This is a genomic window from Catenulispora sp. GP43, assembly GCF_041260665.1.
GTDB lineage: Bacteria > Actinomycetota > Actinomycetes > Streptomycetales > Catenulisporaceae > Catenulispora.
This window is the reverse complement of sequence record NZ_JBGCCT010000012.1, coordinates 18,364-38,367: the sequence shown is the minus strand read 5'-3', so window position 1 is coordinate 38,367 and position 20,004 is coordinate 18,364. Positions and strand designations below refer to the sequence as shown.

13 protein-coding genes are annotated in these 20,004 nt (G+C 72.0%); 3 read left to right on the top strand and 10 right to left on the bottom strand.

Translation table 11 applies throughout. The features are described from left to right. Positions 1 to 6: 6 nt before the first annotated feature. The 3 genes from ABH926_RS24360 to ABH926_RS24350 all read right to left on the bottom strand — a co-directional run bounded on the left by ABH926_RS24360 (position 7) and on the right by ABH926_RS24350 (position 5,561). Positions 7 to 3,780 (bottom strand): SDR family NAD(P)-dependent oxidoreductase, encoded by a 3,774-nt coding sequence (locus ABH926_RS24360; RefSeq protein WP_370368053.1) that lies wholly within the window; start codon positions 3,778 to 3,780, stop codon positions 7 to 9. 133 nt (positions 3,781 to 3,913) lie between these two features. Then, positions 3,914 to 4,720, bottom strand: a complete 807-nt coding sequence (locus ABH926_RS24355; RefSeq protein WP_370368052.1) for an ABC transporter permease — start codon at positions 4,718 to 4,720, stop codon at positions 3,914 to 3,916. After that, positions 4,701 to 5,561 (bottom strand): ABC transporter ATP-binding protein, encoded by an 861-nt coding sequence (locus ABH926_RS24350; protein ID WP_370368051.1) that lies wholly within the window; start codon positions 5,559 to 5,561, stop codon positions 4,701 to 4,703. Before ABH926_RS24350 ends, ABH926_RS24355 begins: the two co-directional genes overlap by 20 nt. Positions 5,562 to 5,741: 180 nt before the next feature. Here ABH926_RS24350 and ABH926_RS24345 point away from each other — a divergent pair, with 180 nt between their 5' ends. Beyond that, positions 5,742 to 7,367: an ArnT family glycosyltransferase gene (locus tag ABH926_RS24345; RefSeq protein ID WP_370368050.1), complete on the top strand. Its 1,626-nt coding sequence runs from the start codon at positions 5,742 to 5,744 to the stop codon at positions 7,365 to 7,367. 100 nt (positions 7,368 to 7,467) lie between these two features. On the opposite strand, the gene ABH926_RS24340 is transcribed toward ABH926_RS24345, so the two are convergent. Continuing rightward, a complete protein-coding gene (locus tag ABH926_RS24340) occupies positions 7,468 to 8,463 on the bottom strand; it encodes a hypothetical protein (protein ID WP_370368049.1) in 996 nt (331 codons plus the stop codon). 680 nt (positions 8,464 to 9,143) lie between these two features. On the opposite strand from ABH926_RS24340, the gene ABH926_RS24335 reads away from it, so the two are divergent. Together ABH926_RS24335 and ABH926_RS24330 are read left to right on the top strand one after the other, a co-directional pair. Next, positions 9,144 to 10,238: a hypothetical protein gene (locus ABH926_RS24335; protein ID WP_370368048.1), complete on the top strand. Its 1,095-nt coding sequence runs from the start codon at positions 9,144 to 9,146 to the stop codon at positions 10,236 to 10,238. Positions 10,239 to 10,289: 51 nt separating this feature from the next. Then, positions 10,290 to 10,898, top strand: coding sequence for a histidine phosphatase family protein (locus ABH926_RS24330; protein WP_370368047.1), 609 nt, complete (start codon positions 10,290 to 10,292; stop codon positions 10,896 to 10,898). A 27-nt stretch (positions 10,899 to 10,925) separates the two neighbouring features. Here the strand turns inward: ABH926_RS24330 and ABH926_RS24325 are convergent, their stop codons facing one another. Genes ABH926_RS24325 through ABH926_RS24300 form a run of 6 tightly spaced genes read right to left on the bottom strand, consistent with a single transcriptional unit; the run spans position 10,926 to position 20,001 of the window. Next, positions 10,926 to 11,861 (bottom strand): family 16 glycosylhydrolase, encoded by a 936-nt coding sequence (locus ABH926_RS24325; protein ID WP_370368046.1) that lies wholly within the window; start codon positions 11,859 to 11,861, stop codon positions 10,926 to 10,928. After that, complete coding sequence (locus ABH926_RS24320; protein ID WP_370368045.1) at positions 11,858 to 13,126, bottom strand: ATP-grasp domain-containing protein; 1,269 nt, start codon at positions 13,124 to 13,126, stop codon at positions 11,858 to 11,860. Before ABH926_RS24320 ends, ABH926_RS24325 begins: the two co-directional genes overlap by 4 nt. 5 nt (positions 13,127 to 13,131) lie before the next feature. Further along, entirely contained in the window at positions 13,132 to 13,917 is a 786-nt protein-coding gene (locus ABH926_RS24315) for a polysaccharide deacetylase family protein (protein WP_370368044.1), read from the bottom strand. Beyond that, positions 13,914 to 14,285, bottom strand: a complete 372-nt coding sequence (locus ABH926_RS24310) for a hypothetical protein (protein WP_370368043.1) — start codon at positions 14,283 to 14,285, stop codon at positions 13,914 to 13,916. The genes ABH926_RS24315 and ABH926_RS24310 overlap by 4 nt, the downstream gene beginning before the upstream one ends. Continuing rightward, a complete protein-coding gene (locus ABH926_RS24305) occupies positions 14,282 to 18,607 on the bottom strand; it encodes a glycosyltransferase (protein WP_370368042.1) in 4,326 nt (1,441 codons plus the stop codon). Before ABH926_RS24305 ends, ABH926_RS24310 begins: the two co-directional genes overlap by 4 nt. Further along, positions 18,604 to 20,001, bottom strand: a complete 1,398-nt coding sequence (locus ABH926_RS24300; protein WP_370368041.1) for a glycosyltransferase family 2 protein — start codon at positions 19,999 to 20,001, stop codon at positions 18,604 to 18,606. Before ABH926_RS24300 ends, ABH926_RS24305 begins: the two co-directional genes overlap by 4 nt. Positions 20,002 to 20,004 lie beyond the last annotated feature (3 nt).

The window sequence follows — 20,004 nt, the reverse complement described above, 5'->3', positions numbered from 1 at the left end:
GGCTGCTCAGCCGTCGATCAGCGCGGCCAGCCCGCGCACGGTCGGGGCCTCCAGCAGCGCCGTGGCCGGCACCGAGGCGTTCAGGGTCTTGCGGATCCGGGTGGTGACCTTGATCGCCACCAGCGAGTGGCCGCCGAGGGCGAAGAAGTCGTCCAGCGCGCCGACCGGCTCCACCCCGAGCGCGGCGGACCAGATCTCGGCCAGGGCCGCCTCGGTCCCCGGGCGGGGCTCCTCGAAGGCCGTCGGGAGGTCCGGGCGCGCGTAGCGCTCGCGCACGTCGTCGTCCTGTCCGTCGCCGCCGTCCGTGCCGCCGCCGGTCACCCACTGCGCCAGCCGCGCGGCCAGCGGGCCGGTGGAGATCACCACGTGCCCGATCCGGTCCGAGGCGGCCAGTGCGCGCTCGAAGACGTCCACGCCCTCGGCCGGCGCCATGGTGAAGTCCGTGACGGTCGGGCCGTGGCCGTCGAGCCGGTCGGCGTCGATGTTCCAGGTGTCCCAGTCCACGGTGACCCAGCGGCCGGTGCCGGCTGTCCGCGCCGCGCGGGCGTAGGCGTCCAGTCCGGCGTTGGAGGCGGCGTACGCGCCCAGAGTCAGGCCGCCGAGCACCGCCGACAGCGAGGACAAGGTGATGCGCCGGTCGGGGCAGTGGCCGGCCAGCACCCGGTCCAGCACCAGGAAGCCGCGGATCTTGGCGTCAAGGTGCGCCTCGCTCTGCTCGCGCTCGGTGAGGTGCGCGAAGGCGAAGAAGCGCGAGTCCTGCACGCCCGCGCCGTGCACCGCGACGTCGATCCCGCCGAAGCGCGCCACCGCGGCGTCGACGACGGCCCGCATCGCGGCCGGATCGGCGACGTCGGCGGTCATCGCCACCACCTCGGCGCCGCTGGCTTCGAGGGCGAGGATGTTCTGGACGTGGCGCGCGGTGCGCTCCTGTCCGGCCGGGACTTCAGCGAGGAAGTCCTGCCATGCCGAGCGCGGGGGGAGGGCTGAGCGCGTGCACAGGATGAGGCGGCAGCCGTAGCTGGTGGCCAGGTGACGGGCCAGGGTGAGGCCGACGTCGCCGAGGCCGCCGGTGATCAGGACCCGGTCGCCGGTCTTGAAGGCCGAGTCCGTGCGGGGCAGCGGGTGGCGCAGGTAGCGGCGCAGCCAGGTCTGGCCTGCGCGCTCGGCGACAGGGCCCTGATAGTCGGCGGTCGCGGCGGCCAGGACGGCCTCGGCCTGGTGGCGTGTGGAAGCGGGGGAGGCGGGCGAGTCGTCGATGTCGATCTCGCGAGTCCTCAGCCGCGGATTCTCCTGCGACAGTGTCGCGGCGAGTGCGGCCAGCGTGGCGTGCTCGGGGTGCCGCAGATCCGCACCCGCGACCGTGGTGGCCCCGGAGGTGAGCAGCACCAGGTCCAGCGGCGGCGCTGAGCCTGCGTCGTCGACCAGATGCCGCGCGAGGGCCAGGGTGCTGTGATAGCCGCGCTCCTGGGCGGCGCTGAACGCGGTGATCGGGTCGGTGTCGGGAACGCCGCCGTCCAGGCTGAACCCGTGCACGATCGTCCGCGGCGCCACCAGCATCGACTCGAAGAGCTCGGTGAAGTCGTCCAGGCGCGGGATGACGAAGTCGCCCACGTCGTCCTGGTCGAAAGCCGGACCCGGCCGGACCGCGATCACCTCGGCTCCGGCCTCGCCCAGCCGCCCGATCAGCGCCTCGGTGCGCTCGTCGTCGGACAGCACCAGCCACGGACCGGCCAGCCGCAGCCGCTCGTCGAGGTCGGCGGTCGGGACCGGGAACGGGTCCCAGACGGGCAAATGCGTCCACTGCGAAGGGTCGGCGGCCCGGCCGGCCGGCTCGCCGGCCACTGCTTCGGGGCGCGCCTCGACCCAGTAGCGCCGGCGCTGAAAGGGGTACGTCGGCAGCTCGACGCGCCGCCCCGCGTTGTTGTGCAGCAGCGGCCAATCGATCGCCGCACCGGATTCCCAGAGCCGAGCGACCGTCGCCAGGAGCCACGAGGCTGCGTCCGTCGCGCCTTCGGGAGCCACGACCACCTCGTCGCCGTCCTCGCCGGCTCGAACCCCGAGCAGTCGCAACGCGTCCTCGAGGGCCGCCATCACCGTGTCCTGCGTGGCGGCGGTACCGACCTCCGGCACGAGCGCCGCGATCGCCGCACCGAGCCGCGGCCACCACTGCGCGTCCACCGCCTCCGGGGCCGGCTCGGTGAGCCGTACCCGAGGCGACCGCCGCCGAGCCTCGCCGTCGATCCAGCGCGCCGGATCCGCCAGCGCGGCCATCGCGTCCTCGCGGTCCTGCACCACCACGGCCCGCCGCAGCGCGAAACCGCCGCGCGAGACCTGCAATGTGTAGGCCACATCAGCGAGATCGACGCTGTCCGTCCCAGCCAGGAACTCCCGCAGTCGCTCTGTCAGCGCGGTCAGAGCCCCCGCGTCCGCCGCCGAGAACGTCAGCAGCTGCGGCCCCGGCCGCGTCGCTCGTGCCTCCCGCTCCGGCGCCTCCTCGAGCACTACGTGCGCGTTCGTGCCGCCGAGCCCGAACGAGCTCACCCCGGCCCGGCGCGGATCGGCTCCGCGCTCCCACGCCTGGTTCTCGGTCAGGATCCGGAACCGGTCGCCGGCGCCGGCCATCGCGGTGTTCGGCGCCTCGTAGTTCGGCGTCGCCGGCAGGATCCTGTTCTCCAGGCACAGCGCGGCGCGCATCAGCCCGGCCACGCCCGAGGCCCGGTCCAGATGTCCGATGCTCGGCTTCAGCGAGCCCAGGACGCACGGCGCCTCCGGCGTCTGCCGGAACACCCGCTCCATCGCCGCCAGCTCGATCGAGTCGCCCAGGCCCGTGCCGGTGGCGTGGCACTCCACGTAGCCGACCGTCTCCGGCTTCACCCCGGCCACCTCCAGTGCGGTGGCGATCACCTCGGCCTGGCCGTCGACGCCGGGCGCGGTGTAGCCCACGCGGACCCGGCCGTCGTTGTTCACCGAGGAGCCGAGCAGCACCGCGTGGATCACGTCGCCGTCGGCCAGGGCCTCGGTCATGCGCTTGAGCGCCACCACGCCCACGCCGCTGCCCATCACCGTGCCGTCGGCGCCGGCGTCGAAGCTGCGGACCCGGCCGTGCGGGGACAGGATGCCGCCGTGCTCGAACCGGTAGCCCACCGGCTGCGGCAGCGGGATGTAGGCGCCGCCGGCCAGCGCGATGTCGCACTCGAAGGTCAGCAGGCTCTGCACCGCCAGGTGGACCGCGACCAGCGAGGTCGAGCAGAACGACTGCACGGCGATCGCCGGGCCGCGCAGGCCCAGCTTGTAGGACACCAGGTTCGCCAGCGAGTCGCGCTCGTTGCCCACGCCCAGCAGCAGATCGCCGCCCGGCTCCTCGGCGACGTGCCGGACGTTGCTCATCATGTAGTGCGGGAAGCCGCTGCCGCCGAAGACGCCGACGTGCCCGGGGGTGTCGGTGGGGCAGTAGCCGGCGCTCTCCAGCGCCTCCCACGAGCATTCCAGGAACATCCGGTGCTGCGGCTCCATGGTCTCGGCCTCGCGGGGGCTGAAGCCGAACACCCCGGCGTCGAACCGGTCCACCTGCGGCAGCGGCCCGCCGACCCGGATGTATTCGGGGTCGGCGAGCCGGTCCGGACCGACGCCGGCGGCGGCCAGCTCGTCCTCGGTGATCGCGCGCAGGCCCGGGACGCCGGCCAGCAGGCCGCGCCACAGCGCCGCGACGCTCTCCGCGCCCGGGAAGCGCCCGGACATGCCGATCAGCGCTATCGCGCCGTCGTAGTCGGGGTCGGTCATGAGTGCGCCTCCTTGGGCGGTGTCGCGAAAGTGCGAAAGGTTCGTGCCGGCGCGGAACAGTGGCCGGCCGGGAAGTGAGAGTGGCAGTGGGAGTGGCAGTGGGGAGTGGGAGAGGGAGTAGCGCGGCGAAGGCTTAAAGCAGGTGGCTGCGGCCCCAGCCGCGGGCCAGTCGGTACGTGGCGAACGTCCCCGCGGCCAGCGCCCCGGCCAGCAGCAGCGCCGCCGGGCGCAGCGTCCCGGCGGTGTCGCCGCGCACCGCGGCCTGCATCATCCGGATCGCCCAGTACCCGGGGGAGCCGTGCGCGGCGACCGCGGCCCAGGTCGGCATGATCGACACCGGGACCAGGGCGCCGCCCAGGGCGCTGATGGTGATGGCGCCGACATCGGAGACCATGCCGAGTTCGGCGTGGCTGCGCAGGACGGTGGCCAGCGCCGCGCCGAGGGCCAGCAGCGCCAGGGCCCAGCTGCAGATCGCGATCGCGACCAGCCCGACCGAGTGCGGGAACGGCAGGCCGATGATGAGGCAGCCGTAGGCCATCAGCAGCGTCTGCTGGAAGACCACGATCAGGTAGACCGGGACCAGCTTGCCGAGCAGGATCTCGGTCACCGAGGCCGAACTGGTCCGCAGCCGGTCCCAGGTGTGCCACTCGCGCTCGACCAGGATCGAGTTGCCGATGATGGCCAGGGTGAACACCGAGAACATGATCAGCGGCCCGGTCACCACCTGCAGCGTGCCCTGGCTGCCGGCGAAGGCGCGCAGGTACAGCGGTTTGAAGACCAGCATCAGGATCATCGGGGTCAGCACGTAGCTGATCACCTGGCCGGGGTCGCGGACGCGCATGATGACCTGGTGCCGGATCAGGACGCCGATCCGGCGCGCCGCGTCGAGCGCGGAACCGGCCGCGGAGCCGCCGGTGGTGTCAGGTGTTGCCGTGGACATCTGTGTTGCCGTGGACATCTGTGACCGCCAGGGACCGGTAGAGGTCGTCGAGGGAGGGGTTGTGCACTTCCACGCCGCGGACCGGCCGTTGACCGTCGTGCAGCAGGGTGACCAGGGTGGCCGTGGGATCGGCGGTGCTGATCCGCACGGTCTCCTCGTCGAAGGCGACGACGACCTCGCCGGGCAGCCGGCCCAGCAGATCCTCGGCCGTGCCGCGGGCGATCACCTTGCCCGCCCGGGCCACCGCGATGGTGGCCCGCAGGTCGGTGAGCTCGGGCAGGTAGTGCGTGGTGTACAGGACCGCGGCGCCGTCGGTGGCGCGCTGCTTGACGGTGTCCAGCAGCGCCTGCCGGGTCTCCGGGTCGGCGCCGGCGGTGGGCTCGTCCATCAGCAGGACGCTGGGCCGGTGGATCAGCGCGCACGCGGCCTGGGTCCGGCGCTGCTGGCCGCCGGAGAGCACACCGGCCCGCCGGTCCAGGAACGCGGTCAGCCGCAGCGCGGCGGCCAGGTCGTCGATCTCGGCCCGCAGGGTGCCGCGCCGCAGCCCGGACAGCCCGCCGAACAGCCGCAGGTGCTCCCGGACGGTGACCGACGGGTACAGCGCGATGTGCTGCGGCGCCACGCCGACGCGGTCCCGGGCCCGGCCCGGCGGGCGGCCCTCGATCAGGATCCGGCCGCCGTCCGGCCGGGCCAGGCCGGAGGCCATGGAGACGAAGGTGGACTTGCCGGCGCCGTTGTGGCCGACCAGGCCGACGATCTCCCCGGGTTCGACCCGCAGGCTGAAACCGTCCAGGGCACGCAGGGTGCCGTAGTTCTTCACGAGGCCGATGGCTTCCAGCACTTCGTGGCCTTCCTCGTCGAGGTGGTCGGCACGCGCCTGCTGCCCGGACCGTTGCCACTATCCGGGCCCGCTCCGCGCCTCGGCCAGAGGGCACTTGCTGCCGGGCACTTGTTGCCACCGGCCGGCCGGTATCTCGTCACCGAGCGGTGTCGACGCCCGGATATCAGGATGCGATGATCGATGCTTGTGATGCCCGAACCGCGCGCCGCGCTCCGCCCCCTGCCGCCCTTCGCGGCCGGTCCGGTGGCGGCGGTGGCGGCGGTGTACGCGGCCGTGCTGACGGCGCTGTCCGGCCGGTACGGGTTCCACCGGGACGAGCTGTACTTCCTGCAGGCCGGGCATCACCTGGCCTGGGGCTACGTCGACCAGCCGCCGCTGACCCCGCTGCTGGCCCGCGTCAGCACCGCGGTGTTCGGCACCAGCCCGATGGGGCTGCGCGTGGTGGCGACCGCCGCCGGGGTGCTGATCGTCCTCACGGTGGCGCTCCTGGCCCGCGAGACCGGGGCCGGCCGGCCGGCGCAGCTGCTGGCGGCGGCGGCCACGGCGGTCTCGTCCATGGTCCTGATGTCCGGGCACCTGGTGTCCACCGCGACCTTCGACCTGCTGGCCTGGCTGGTGATCTGTCTGCTGGCCGCGCGGCTGCTGCGGACCGGCGACCGGCGCTGGTATCCGGCGATCGGCGCCGCGACCGGGATCGCGCTGCTCAACAAGGACCTGGTGCTGCTGCTGATCGCGAGTCTGGCCGCCGGGGTGCTGCTGGTCGGGCCGCGGCCGGCGGCCGTCCGGCCGGATGCCGGGGCGTCCGCTTCCGGGACGCCCGCTTCCGGTGCGCCGGCTTCCGGTGCGTCCGCCGCGCCGCGCTCGTGGCCCTGGGCGGCCGGCGCTGTGCTGCTGGCGCTGCTGATCGTCGCGCCGAACCTGTGGTGGCAGGCCCGGCACGGCTGGCCGCAGCTGACCGTGGCCTCGGGCATCGACCGCAAGGACGGGATGCTGAACCGCGCGACGTTCGTCCCGTTCCAGTTCGTGTATCTCGCCCCGACGCTGGCCCCGCTGTGGATCGCCGGATGGCTGCGGTTGTGGCGCGACCCCGATCTGCGCCGTCTGCGGGCCTTCACCGTCGCGTACCCGCTGGCCTGCGTCGTCGTCCTGGCGACCGGCGGCAAGTGCTACTACGTGCTGCCGCTGCTGCTGGTCCTGCTCGCGGCCGGCACCGAGCCGGTGATCGGCTGGGCCGCCCGAGGCCGAGGCCGAGGCCGAGGCCGGGGTCGGGGTCGGGGTCGGACCCGGCCCGCGATCCTGGCGGCCGGACTGCTGGTCACGGCGGTGATCGACGGGGTCGCGACGCTTCCGATACTGCCGCCGAGCTCGCTGAGCGCGGTCAACGGGGTGAACAAGGAACAGGGGGAGCAGGTCGGCTGGCCCAAGCTGGTCGCCGCGGTCGCCGGAGCGTGGCAGACGATCCCGGCCGATCAGCGCCTCCGCGCGGTGATCCTCACCCAGAACTACGGGGAGGCGGGCGCCATCGCGATGTACGGACCTGGATATGGTCTGCCCGAGCCCTATTCGGGCCACATGAGCTACCACGACTGGGGTCCGCCGCCGGACTCGGCGAACGGGCCGGTCCTGCTGGTCTTCTTCCCCGACAACAAGATCCTGCCGTCGGAGTTCACCGGGTGCCGTCTGGCCGCGACCGTCGACGACGGTGTCGGGCTGAGCAATGACGAACAGGGTGCCCGGATCCAGGTGTGCGCCGGCCTTCGCGGTACGTGGAGTGATCGCTGGTCGGCCTTGCGGTCGTACTATTAGCGCTTTCCCGAAGCGAACTCGTTCGCTGGGATCCGTCCGCGGGATTTGTTCAGTCAGACGACGGAATCCGTACCCGGCCCCCCGACCGGGCGTATGCGGATCAGGCCAGTTCGATCAGATCGGAATTGGCCGCGCGCACTCCGGCCTGGAACCGGCTGACCGCGTCCAGGCTTCCCATCAGGGCCGCTATGTGCCGGCGGCAGGTGCGGACCGACATGCCGAGCCGCCGGGCGACCGCCTCGTCGGTGTACCCCTGGGCCATTAGTTTGGCGATGTCCTGCTGCAGGCTGTCGGCGGCCTCGGCGTAGCCGAACTCCGCGACGTCCACCGGGTTCGCGGTGTCCCACAGGTGCAGGAAGTGGTCTATCAGGAACTTGACGACGTCCTGGGCCCGCACCCGGGTCACCACGCAGTCGTCGGCCGCGCCGCAGCCCAGCACCGACAGCTCGCCGTCGAAGACCATCAGCGACTGCGGAACCCGGCTGATGGTCCTGACCTCGGCCCCGGCCTCGATCAGCCGCTTCATCGCGGCCCGCGAGCGCAGGTGCGAGCGACATCGGTGCGGGAGCACGATCCGCAGCCGGATTCCGCGGTCCACCGGGACGTGAAAACACTGGAGTAAATCGTCGAATTCGTTCTCGTCCTCAATGTACGGCTGGAGAACGATGATCTCTTTTTCACAGGCATCCCCGGATTCCTTCAGGAATCCCTTTAGCACCGCGCCGCCGTCGATGCGCTCGATGGCGGCCGGCGTGGCCGGCGCCAGGTTTGCGTTCAGCGCGCCGGACTGGGCCAGGGTGCCGAAACTCCCCTTGATGCGCGCGATGAACTCGCGGCGCTGGTAGATCTCGCGCTCCATCGGATAAGTCAGGAGCGCGGTGGCCACGTCCGGGCCGATCGGCAGGTACAGGGTCGGGTTGCAGGTGTCCCTGATGATCAGCCCGATATCCATGAGCTGGTTGATCGCGGCGACCACCTGGCCGGGGTCCATCCCCAGTTCCAGCGCGGTTTTGTCCAGCGATTCGATCATGCCGTGCCGGACGGCGTGGCAGTAGATGTCGATCACGTACTGATCGACGGCAGACAGAGCGGTCACGTGCGGAACAGTCTCATCGCGCATTATTCGGACGGCCTCCTTCGCCCACACACAATGGCATCCATCGGCGGCCGCCGCTGGGTCCGTCGCGAGGCCGTCGTAAGCGTCTGAGAAGTCCGCCGAGTGAACAGCCGATATCGCCGGGAGCGACACCTAGGCAACGCGGCAAGAATTCCCGACTATGCCTCCCCGTTGGAGTCAATATGACTGTAGCAGAACACGATGACGGCAGGGAAGTAGTCCCAGCTGGAATCCCTGCCGAGGTCGGTCGCCGAGAATTGTTGAAATCTGAAGTGGTGTCGACACAACAGCCGTTGTTTGTAAAGCACTACCGGGCCGACCTCGCGAAATGCCGGCGGCGGCGGTCGGCGGCTGCGCGCACTCCGACGACGGAATCCGTCGACCCTTCCGCGCCGTGTTGGTCGCTTCCCCGCCCCAGGTGAGCGCGGGCTTCTGGATCTTCGCCGGCGCCGCCTCCCGGATGGCTCCGCCGCTTCGGCAACCGGTTCCGTCGCCGGTAACCGGGGAGTCCGCTTCGCGGATGTTACCCATAGGTAATCGCGAATTGAATCATCCAGATGGGAAATGACGGACCGTCAGCTGAATGCGGGCGCGTGTCGCGTGGCGAAGGCGGTCCCGCGGCCAGATGATGAAGTGCGAGAAGCGTGATGAGGGAGCCGATGCGAGGCGAGCGCTGGATGTCCCCGGCCGTCCGGAGTCTGTCGGCGGTGGCGGCAGTGTTCGCCGCCGCCGCTGTTCTGGCGACCTCCGGCTGCGGGCAGGGCTCGGGCAGCGGCGCGCAGACCAAAGCGCCGGCCACCAAGGCCCCCGAGGCGCAACTGGGCGTTGATGTCTATTGGCACACCCCGACCGACCCCTCCGGCGCACCCTCCGCCGTGGCTCCGATCCTGAACTACGTCATCGGCCTGCACGCCAACAGTGTCGCTCTGGCCTTCCCGATCTTCACCGACGGCGCCCGGCCGACGCGGGTCTACACCGACCCCGCCTCCACCCCCGATCCCGCGACGCTGGGCGCCCTGGTCGCCGCGGCCAAGGCGCGCGGGCTGCGGGTGACGGTCCGGCCGCTCATCGACGAGACCAACATCTCCGTCACCCCGAACCAGTGGCGCGGCTCGATCGCGCCGGTCGACACCGGCGCGTGGTTCGCGAGCTACCGGTCCGTCCTCGATCCCTACCTCGACGCCGCGCAGTCCGTCCACGCCGACGAGTTCGTGCTCGGCGCCGAGCTGAACTCGCTGATCCACGCCCCGCAGTGGCAGGACGTGTACACCGACGCCGCCGCGCGCTTCCACGGCGAACTCAGCTACGCCGACAACTGGGACACCTGGGTCGCGGGCGTGGCGCCGCCGGCCATCCCCGTCATCGGAGTCGACGCCTACCCGCCGGTGGACCTGCCCGACAGCGCGACCGTCGACCAGCTCACCGCCGCGTGGACCGCCTGGTTGCAGCACCGGTCGGCCGCCACGCTGGCGGAAACGGTGATCCAGGAGGTCGGCATCCCCGCACAGCCGGGCACGTACAAGACGCCTTACGTCTCCGGCGTCAGCGGGGCCCCCATCGACCCGACGATCCAGCGGAACTGGTTCGCGGCCGCGTGCCAGAGCGCCCGGTCGCTGGGCATGCCCGGTCTGTACTACTGGTCGGTCGACAGCACTGATCCGTTGAACGGCCACAGCGACTCCCCGGGATCGTTCGTCGGACGCGGCGACTCGGCGATCAAGGAGTGCTTCGCGAATCCGTGGAACGCGGCCTGACCGGCTTGGCTGGCATCCACGTCGAGGGCGACGGTGGGGCAGCATGGCAGCATGACCGGCAGTGTCCGCCTTTGGTGTCTGCGCCACGGCGAGTCCGAGAACGTCACCGCCGGGGCTGCCGGAGCTGTGCCGGCCGCGCCGCTGACCGAGCGCGGCCACGCTCAGGCCGCCACGGTGGCCCGCATCCTGGCCGCCGAGCCGATCAGCGCGGTCTACGCCAGCACCGCGCTTCGCGCCCAGCAGACCGCCGCCCCGACCGCTGCCGCACACGGCCTCCAGGTCCAGGTGCTGCCCGGCCTGGCCGAGGTCGGTATCGGCCGAGCCGAAGGCAGCACCGATCCCGCCGTCGGCCGGTCCGCCGCCGATGTCCTACGCGCCTGGATCCTCGACGAGGACCTGACACAACAAGTCGCGGACGGCGAGACCGGCCACCAAGTCATGGCCCGCACCACCGCGGCCTTCGACCACATCGCCACACATCACCCCGGCCAGACAGTCGCCGTGGTCGGCCACGTCGCCAGCCTCACCATCGCCCTCGACCGGCTCTGCGCGCTCGATGGCCGGACCTGGGGAACACCCCTACCCCACGCCGAGCCCTTCCTCATCGAGGGGGACGGCAACAACTGGCACTGCCCAGCCTGGCCCGGCGCAGACTCCTGATCCACACTGATCCACAGGCAGTGACACTCACCCGTTCTTGACGTACGCGGCGACGTAGGCGACCGTCATCGAGCCGCCCGAAGACGTCCGCGCGGTCGGGGTCGAGCACCGGCAGGCCTCATTGGGATAGCTGCCGCCGACCGCCACATCGAAGATCACGGAGAAACCGTGGTCCACCGCCTGCTGCCAGGTCGCGGCCGGGACCTGGCTCTCGGCCACCCGGAAGACCTGCCGGCCGTCGACGGACCAGGTCATCGACTCCTTGCCGGCGGTCGTGCGGTCGATGAGCACGCTGTACGTGTGGAAGCCGCTCTGGCAGTCCGGGCACGGGAGCAGTCCGCTGCCGATCCCGTTCGGCTCGTCGCACGGACCTCCCGGCAGGACACCGCAGTGGAACGTTCCCGAGACGTCCGGCAGCGCGTTGACGTTCTCCAGGATGTCGACCTCGCCGGTGCCCGGCCATTGCCCCGGCCCCAACAGCCAGAACGCGTCCCAGTAGCCGAGCCCGGACGCCGGAGTCGGCTGGTCGATGGACGCCGTCACCTCCAGTTCCCCGCCGGCCGGGGCCGCCACCAGCGCCGTGCTGCGGATCCGCCCGGACGTCCAGGAACCGTCCGCCTTCAGCGCGGTGATCACCAGGTCGCCCTTGCCGTCGAGATGCGTGTTCGCGGTCGCGGCGGTGTACGTCTGCGCGTTGCCGCTGCTGTACGTGCTTCCGGGGCCCACATCATGGGCCCACACCCCGGACGAGGGCGCGCTGCCGGCCCGGCCCTGGAAGTCGTCGCCGAACACGGTGGTCCAGCCCGCCGGCGCGCCGGGCAGGCCGACCAGCGGGTCGGTCGCGTGCCCCGAACCGCCGGGCAGCCACAGGATGGCCACCGCCGCCGCCACCAGGACCGCGCAGGCCATGGCGAGCAGCGCGATCGGCGACCGGTGCCGGACCGGGGACCCGGGCCGGATCATGGCCCCTGCACCCGATCGATGCCGCGGCGGACACCGGCCGCCACTGTCGAGAACCCGCGCGCGACGGCGAGGCCGGCGAACCTCGTGGACGCCACCACGAACGGGAACACGTCGTCCCGTGCGAACCACGCGGTCTCCCGCCGGGTGTCCACGGCGCGCACCGGGGTCCGGCGGTCGGCCACCCGCGTCACCAGACCCGCCGCCAGATCGAGATGCTCGACCCGCAGTTCCACGCCGTCGATCTGCGCCCCCTGCGGAACCGGCCTTTCGGTGAGATCAAGATGCAGGGCCCGTACCCCGTCCACACCGGCCGTCGTCCGGAACAGCTGTGCCTGCGCGCCTATGCGGGGATTGAAATCGACCAGATGGAACCGGCCCGAACGCGCGTCGAAACGCCAGTCCAGATCCCCGAGCCCGCAGTACCCGATCGAGCGGCAGAACCGCTCGCTGAGCTCCGCCAACTCCGGGTTGGCCAGCGCCAGACCGCGTGCGGTCACCCCGCCGCCGGCCGGCCAGGCGCGGAGCTTGACCCCGGTGAAGCGGACGAGCGCCCGGGACTCGGCGTCGCAGTACACGTGCACGAACCAGTCGGGCGGATGGTCGTGCGCCGCCGGGTCGGACGGAAGGTACTCCTGCACCAGGATCGTCGCGCGGCCCGGCCCGGACATCGCGCGCTTCACCGCCTCCACGTCCTCGCGCGTGCGCAGGACCGTGGTCGCCGGCACCACCGGCGCGCGCAGCCGGTTGAAGGGCGCCCGGTGCTTGACCACCGCGGGCAGGCCGATGGCCGCGACCGCCTCGTCGAGGTCGCCGGGGGACCGCGGGCACACGCTGCGCGGCGTCGGGATCCCGTGCCGGAGGCAGAGCTCGTGCAGCTCGTGCTTGTCGGCCAGAGCGCGGGGCAGGCCGGGGGCGATCGGCGGGGCGATCAGCCGGTCGGCGAACGCGTCGCGGTGCTCGGCCAGCAGGATCGAGGCCTCGTCGTCGTTGGCGACCGCGACCGCCGGGCGGCCGATCCGGCCGGCGATCCGGCGCAGCCCGGCGACCAGGTCGGCCTCGTCCTCCAGACCGGTCGTCGGCCAGGCGAAGGAGCCGGTCAGGTACCGGGACAGCGCGCCCGGCAGGCGCCCGCTCCTGGTGATCGCGTAGACCGGGACGCCCAGCCGGCCCAGGCTGCGGATCAGGCCGGTCGTGCCGTGGTGCGGCGCGTAGCGGCCGATCCGGACGATCAGTACCGGGACGTCCCGGTCCAGGGACGGGGCCATGGCTGTCACCTCCGAACGGCGTGGAGCCGGGCCCGGGAGCGGCGGTACTGGCGCCACAGCATGGTCTGCGGCTGCTCGTGCGCCGAGGCCGTGGGCGCTCCCGCTCCCCGGAGCCAGGAAGCGAAGGTCTCCGGGCTGGTTTCCTGACAGACCATGAGCCTGGCGATCCGGTAGGGATCGTCGTCGTCCGGGCTGAAGGCGTTGCGCACGGCGAAGGACCCGAGGTAGCCCGCGTGGCGCGTCCGGTTCCGCACCTCAAGGCTCGAATACCCGTAGGGATAGGCGTAGAGCGGTACCACGTGCCCCAGCGCCTCTTCGAGGATCCACTTGGGGATCAGGAGTTCCTGGGTGATCCGTTGCGGCGGCAGCGTGTCCAGTTGTTCGTGCATGTGGGCGTGCGAGCAGATCTCGACGCCCGCCCGGTCCAGTGCGACGACCTCGTCCATGCTCAGCATCGGTGCGTCCCCGAGAACGCTGCGGTGGTGCGGGTGCAGGGCCCCGGTGGTGACGAACAACGCCGCCGGCAGCGAGCGCGCGGCCAGCGCCGGCGCGGCCGTCTCGGCGAAGTCCCGGAAGCCGTCGTCGAAGGTGAGCGCGACGGCGTCCGGCGGCAGGGCCGGCCCGCCGCGCCGGGACGCCACCACCTGGCTCGCCGTCACGATCGGCCGTCCGCTGTCGACGACGGCGTCGAGCTGGCCCAGGAAGGTGCGGGTACCGACGGCGAACGGCGCCACCCACGACGGCGGGTCGTCGCTGATCGTGTGATAGAGCAGAACAGCCAGCGGGTTCATGACTTGACCTCCCCGAGGTGGGTGAGTCTGGGAATCAGGACCAGGCCGGTGGTCAGCGCGGCGAGGGTGATCAGGCAGCGCACCATGGTGAACGTCCCGGTCAGCGCGAACGCCTCGCTGACCAGCGTGGCCAGCGCCAGGCTCACGGCCACCGCCAGAACGACGGAGGCGAGCGTGCCGTAGGGACGGATGCCGCGCCTGGTCATCAGGGCGTCGGCGAGCAGGACGGCGGCGGTTCCCGGGCACAGGAACAAGAACGCGACAGAGACCAGGACACGGACCGGTGACTCCGGCGGCATCGCCGTCGCGGCCAGCGCGATCCAGCCCGACAGGGCCAGCAGGACGATCAGGAGAAGGGGGAATCTCATCGTGGTACCTCCGGGTGGACCTCGGTGCTGGTGGTGGTGCCGGTTCCGGGTGGTTGCTGAGGGGGCTGTGCCTGCGGCTCAGGGATGAGCCGGTAGACGGTCGCGTCGGTCGCCCGGTAGAGGGTCTGGACGTGCGGCGACGTGTCGAGCGCCGCCTGGATCTTCGCGTACAGCCCGGCCGGCATCAGACTGTTGTCGGTCACGGCGGCCTCCTGGGTGCGGGTGAGGATGACGAAGGTGGCGGAGTTGGGGGTGCCCCGCGACAACGCCTGCAGCTCGCCGACCGGATCCTGCGCCAGCCGGTCGATGACCTGGACGCCCTGGCCGTCGAACTGCACGAGCGGGTCGTCCCAGTAGTTCGTGTACGCGCGGTCGAACTCGTCGTTGGCGGCCAGGATCAGCGAGTGCGGCGGCGCCACGGAGTACATGTACTCGGCCGCGGCCACCTGGTCCGGCGGCGAGTAGTTCACGAGCTCGTTGCCGTAGTTGCCGAAGGTGTACGCGACGAACATCACCACCAGGGCGCCCGCCCCGGCGACGCGGACGCCGCCGTTGAACAGCCTGCGCCCCAGGTGGTGCGTCGACTCCCACGCGGCGCGCCAAGGCACGAGCGTGGCGGCCGCCAGCAGCGCGGCGGCCGGGAGCATGAACAGGTAGACCCGGAAGATCACGGCGCTGCCGTAGGTGGTCAGCGCGAAGATCGGGATCGGCGCCAGGACCAGGGGGATGAGCGCGACGCGGGCCGGCCAGCGCCGGCACAGCATGCCGAGCAGCGCCAGGACGACGATCGTGGCGGACAGGGCGCGGTCGATGTTGGCGATCATCACCACGTGCGGCGGCACCGTCCCCAGCTTGATCACCCCGACACTGGTCCCGAAGCCGAGCTTGCCGACGGCGCTGACGAAGCCGCTGAGGTTCGCCGCCATGAACGGCCGGGCGACGGTCCCGGCCCACACCACGACCATCAGGGCCGTCCCGGCCAGCAGCGGCAGCGAGACCTTGCGGTAGGCGCGCTTGCAGGAGACCGCGACCAGTGCCGCCAGGAGCATGAACGGCGTCAGCTGGTGGCTGGTGATGATCGCGGCGGCGATGACCAGCAGCATGGCGGTCTCGAAGCGGGGCGCTGCCGGGACTGTGACCCGTGGTTTGCCGGTGGTGGGCCTGTGCTTGCCGGCGGTAAGCCTGTGCACCAGCACGGCGATGAACGTGATGTACAGCAGCAGCGAGAAGGACTGCGGAGAGAAGTAGTCCTCGCCGATCCACGCCCCCACGTAGAAGATCCAGACGCCGGTCCAGATCAGGGCCCGTCGCCGGGTCACCGACCGGAAGAGCAGCAGCAGCGGCATCAGCATCAGCAGGTTGAACACCAGTGGGGCCCAGGCGGCGTAGGACGTCGCGTCCTGGACGCCGAGCATCTTGGACAGCAGCGCGTTGAGGGCGAAGAAGCCGGGCCACTCGCTGTACGCGGACAGGATGTTGCTGCCGGGCAGCGGGGGAACCTTGCCGTGCGCGGCGATGTAGGAGGCGACCTGCGTGTGCTTGAAGGCCCAGGGATAGCGCAGGGTGGAGTACACGAAGATCGGGGTGGCGTTCTGGATGAAGATCAGGGCTATGACATAAGCGGCCGGCGACACCGCTCTGCGGACGGGCGCCGCGGTGAGGGTGAGGCAGAACCCGACGGTCAGGATGGCCGCCGCGGCCCAGTAGCCGGCGGGCAGGATGCCGGTCAGCCCGAGGTCCCCGAGCTTGTCCAGCGGGATGTGGTGCAGCGAATAGATCCACAGAGCCAGGGCGACCACCAGCGCCGACACCGTCGCCGCGACAAGCGTCCACCGCAGCGCCGGGTGGGCTGCGATGAGGGGGTTGGCCGGTGCCGCGGCCGCCTCGGGTTCGGGGCGTCCCGGCGAGTCGACCGGTTGCGCCGGCTCCTGAGCTTCGGGCGGCTCTGTGGCTTCGGGCGACTCTGTAAGTTCGGGCGACTGTGTGGGTTCGGGTGGCTGTGTAGGTTCGCCGACAACCGGCGCGGCGACCGCACTCGATGCCAGGCTCTTGTTCGCGCTGCCGACGACGAACCCGGAGACCGTGTACAGGACCCCCGCGATCAGCATCGGCACCGTGGCGAAGGAAGGCCGGTCCGGGCCCCGGCGCAGCGGCCGCACCAACGCCGCCGGGATCGCGCTGGACAGATATCCGCGTTCCGAGGCCAGCCCCGCCCCGCCGCCGGACATGCGCCGCACCACCGACTTGGACAGGCCCTCGGCGAAACAGCGGGACAGGAAGTAGCGCCGGGTGCCGCGCTTTTCGGGCACGCGGTGCCGGACCCGGGCCCGCTCCTGGTAGACGAGCGAGCCGCCCTCGGTCTCGGAGGTGGCCCGGATGCAGAACTCGGTGTCCTCGCCGCCGACCGGACGGGTCCCGACCCGTCCCAGATCGGTGCGGAATCCGCCGAGTCGGACCGCGACGTCGCGCCGGAACGACATGTTGGCGCCGATGAAGTTGCGGACGGGGATCTGCATGCCGCGGTAGCTGCAGCCGACGACCCAGTCGAATTCCCGGGCGAACCAGGCCGGCCGTTCGGCGTCCCAGCGGGGCGTCACGAGGCCGCCGACGCCGAGCACCGACTCGTTCTCGTAGGACGCCAGAAGCCGCTCCAGCCAGTCCGGATCGGCGACGGCGTCGTCGTCGAGGAAGGCCAGGACGTCGTGGGAGGCCGTCCGGATCCCGGTGTTGCGCGCGCCGGAGAGCCCCCGCAGGCACTGGTTGGGCACCACCCTGATGCCGCCGATCTCCTCCTGCGCGCGCTTCAGCAGCTCGGGGCAGTGGTCGATGACCAGGACGATCTCGTCCGGGCGGACCGTCTGGTGCCGTACCGAGCCGACGGCGGCGAGCATGTCGTCCCAGCGGTCCAGGGTGTAGGCGCAGATGATCACGCTGACGCTGGGGAGTGCGGCCCGGCTCGGTGCCAGTGCCGGTGCCAGTGTCGGCGTCGGAGCCAGGGCGGCCGCTGTCGCGTCGCTCGTGAGCCAGGCCCGCCGCTTCCACAAAAGGCCGACCGCGACGACCGTCAGGCTCGCCAGCCACGCGACCCCGGCGCCGGCCACGCCCATCACCGGCAGCAGGACCACTGTCAGTCCGATGAGCAGGACGCACTGCACCAGGTAGACCAGGGCGACGACCTTCATGCGCATCCGCGCCCGGGCCACGCTCACGGCCATCACCAGGACCATGTTCGGCAGCGCGGACAGCACCAGGATCCGCAGCAGGCCGGTGGCCCCGTGCTGGTATTCGGTGCCGTATATCCGCAGGATCAGCGGTGCGGCCGCGATCGCCACGACGACGCAGGGGCCGAGCACCACCATCGTGTGCCGGAACATGTGCCGCAGCCGGGCCCGGTCCACCGTCCGCTGGTGGGCGCTCTCCACCACGAACGCCAGCCCCATGTTGATGGCGAACATGTAGAGCGCGTTGGTGATGGACCACGACACGGAGAAGTACGCGCTGTCCACGGCGCCCAGCCGGTCCAGGACCATGATCGGCGGCAGGCTGCTCGCGGTGATCCACAGCAGCTGCCCGGCGTAGTCGGCCGTGATGTAGCCGGCGGTGGGGGTCGGGACCGGACCGGCCGGCCCGGCCTCGGTCCGGGCCAGGACCGCCAGCCGGTGGTACAGGAATCCGTTGGTCACCAACACCGCGGCGACCAGGGCCACGATCCAGGACACGAGGATCCCCTGGGCCCGCGCGGCCGTGACGGCCAGGACCGACACCAGAAAGATCTTCACCAGGGCGAACAGCGCGTTCTCCCAGACGACCCAGCCGGGCCGGCGCAGTCCGGTCAGGGCGCCGTCCTGCAGGATGAAGATCGCGTACGCCGCCGCGCCGATCACGAAGCCGCCGCCGATCAGCGGCGCGTGCAGGAAGGCGAGCCCGGAGGACAGCCGCGGGACCAGCAGGACGAAGCCGAACGCGGCGGCGGCGGCGCCGAACGCGGCCGCCAGGTACATCATCGTCACCAGCCGGCGGGCCCGGGCCCCGGAGGTCGGCAGGAACCGGACCAGCACGTTGCCCAGGTTCAGCCCGCCGACGCTGGCCAGCAGGGTCATCGCCGAGACCGCGGCGTACGACCGGCCGACGCTGGCCGGCCCGTACACCCGGGTGGCGACAGCCCAGTAGATCGCGCCGATCGCCGAGGTCAGCAGGGAACTGAGGGTCAGCAGGTGGCCGGTGCGGACCAGCTGGTCCCGGTAGGCCGGCAGGCGCACGCCGGCAAGGCCGCGGCCGGTCGGACGGGCGTGCGGCCGCGGTTTGGTGACCGTGGAGGTCACCACAGCTCCTTTCCCGACGGCAGGTTTCGGCACAGCCAGCGGCCGCGCAGGTAGGCGGCCGGTCCGCAGAGCATGCCGCGGCGTTCCAGCGCGGCCAGGCGGGCCGGCCAGGCGCTGCGGTCGTCGCGGTCCGGGGCGGAGGTGCGCAGGGCGTAGGCCAGTCCGCGCGGCAGCCGCCGGAGCAGCGCGGGCAGCGTCGCCGGTTCCCGGATCACGGCCGCCGTCAGGTAGGCGCCGAGTCCGACGCCGTACCCGAAGGCCTGCGCCGCCAGCGCCTCGGGGTCGCGGCGGTGGTGGTGCCAGACCACCGCGTCGGGCTGGTAGACCAGCCGGCCGCCGGTCGCGACGGTGCTGAACAGGGCGAGCAGGTCCTCGCCGGCGCGGGCCTTGGTCCCCGGGCCCAGCGCGGGGTCGAAGCCGTCGAGCCGCTCCAGGGCCGGGGCCGCGAACGCCATGTTGGCGCCGGACCCCATCCGGCCGGCGGTGAACGGGAACAGCGGGTCCTCGCTGCGCCGGCCGGTCTGGAACACGTGCGGCTCGAAGCCCCGGGAGTACCCGCCGCGCCGCTCCAGCATGGCCTGGGTCCGGTTGCCCAGTTCGCCGGGCATGATCAGCCCGGTCACGCAGCCGACGCGGGGATCGATGAAGGCCTCGGCCAGCGCCAGGAGCCAGTCCCGGTCCACTGTCACGTCGTCGTCGGTGAAGGCCAGGATCGCCCCGGTCGCCGCCTTCGCGCCCAGGTTGCGCGCCGCCGCCAGGCCCCGGCGGGGCTGGCGCAGATAGAGCACCGAGACCGGGGCCCGGTCGGCGACCCGCCGGGTCTGGTCGGTCTCCGGGTCGTTGTCGACGACGATGACCTCGAAGCGCGGGTAGTCCAAGGCCGACAGCGAGCGCAGGCAGCGCTCCAGTTCGGCGGGACGCTCCCGGGTGCCGATGATCACGCTCATCGGCGGCGGGTCGGCGCGGACCGCGGCCCGTCCGCTGAGGCAGGCGGGAAGCCCGGCGTAGCCGTTGACGGCCAGCGGCCGGCCCGGTCGCCCGATGGGTTCGGAGTCCATCCGCCGGTGCCGGCTGATCTCCGGCGCGAGGTCGCGCGCCGCGGCCCGGCGCAGCGTCGCGCGCAGGTCGTGGTCCGCGCCGACGCGGGTGCCCACCACGCCCAAAGGGTGCCGGTGCAGCCGGACCAGGGCCATGACCTGCCCGGCGTGCGCCGTGCGGATCGGAGTCCGGTCCGGATCGTCGAGGTCGAGCTGGGCGACCAGGATCGGCGCGGCGTTCGGATCGATCCGGTCCGCGAGCGAGAAGTGGTCCTTGGCCTTGGGGGCCCGCCGGCGGGACGGCGGGGCGTAGGGTCCGAGCGTCGGAGGCGCGTACCGGGTGTTCTGCTCGTCCATCGC

Excerpts from the sequence above, each read along its gene's own strand:
- ABH926_RS24360 (WP_370368053.1), bottom strand. The coding sequence starts at position 3,780 with ATGACCGACCCCGACTACGACGGCGCGATAGCGCTGATCGGCATGTCC.
- ABH926_RS24355 (WP_370368052.1), bottom strand. The coding sequence starts at position 4,720 with ATGTCCACGGCAACACCTGACACCACCGGCGGCTCCGCGGCCGGTTCC.
- ABH926_RS24345 (WP_370368050.1), top strand. The coding sequence starts at position 5,742 with ATGCTTGTGATGCCCGAACCGCGCGCCGCGCTCCGCCCCCTGCCGCCC.
- ABH926_RS24335 (WP_370368048.1), top strand. The coding sequence starts at position 9,144 with ATGCGAGGCGAGCGCTGGATGTCCCCGGCCGTCCGGAGTCTGTCGGCG.
- ABH926_RS24330 (WP_370368047.1), top strand. The coding sequence starts at position 10,290 with ATGACCGGCAGTGTCCGCCTTTGGTGTCTGCGCCACGGCGAGTCCGAG.
- ABH926_RS24325 (WP_370368046.1), bottom strand. The coding sequence starts at position 11,861 with ATGATCCGGCCCGGGTCCCCGGTCCGGCACCGGTCGCCGATCGCGCTG.
- ABH926_RS24320 (WP_370368045.1), bottom strand. The coding sequence starts at position 13,126 with ATGGCCCCGTCCCTGGACCGGGACGTCCCGGTACTGATCGTCCGGATC.
- ABH926_RS24315 (WP_370368044.1), bottom strand. The coding sequence starts at position 13,917 with ATGAACCCGCTGGCTGTTCTGCTCTATCACACGATCAGCGACGACCCG.
- ABH926_RS24310 (WP_370368043.1), bottom strand. The coding sequence starts at position 14,285 with ATGAGATTCCCCCTTCTCCTGATCGTCCTGCTGGCCCTGTCGGGCTGG.
- ABH926_RS24300 (WP_370368041.1), bottom strand. The coding sequence starts at position 20,001 with ATGGACGAGCAGAACACCCGGTACGCGCCTCCGACGCTCGGACCCTAC.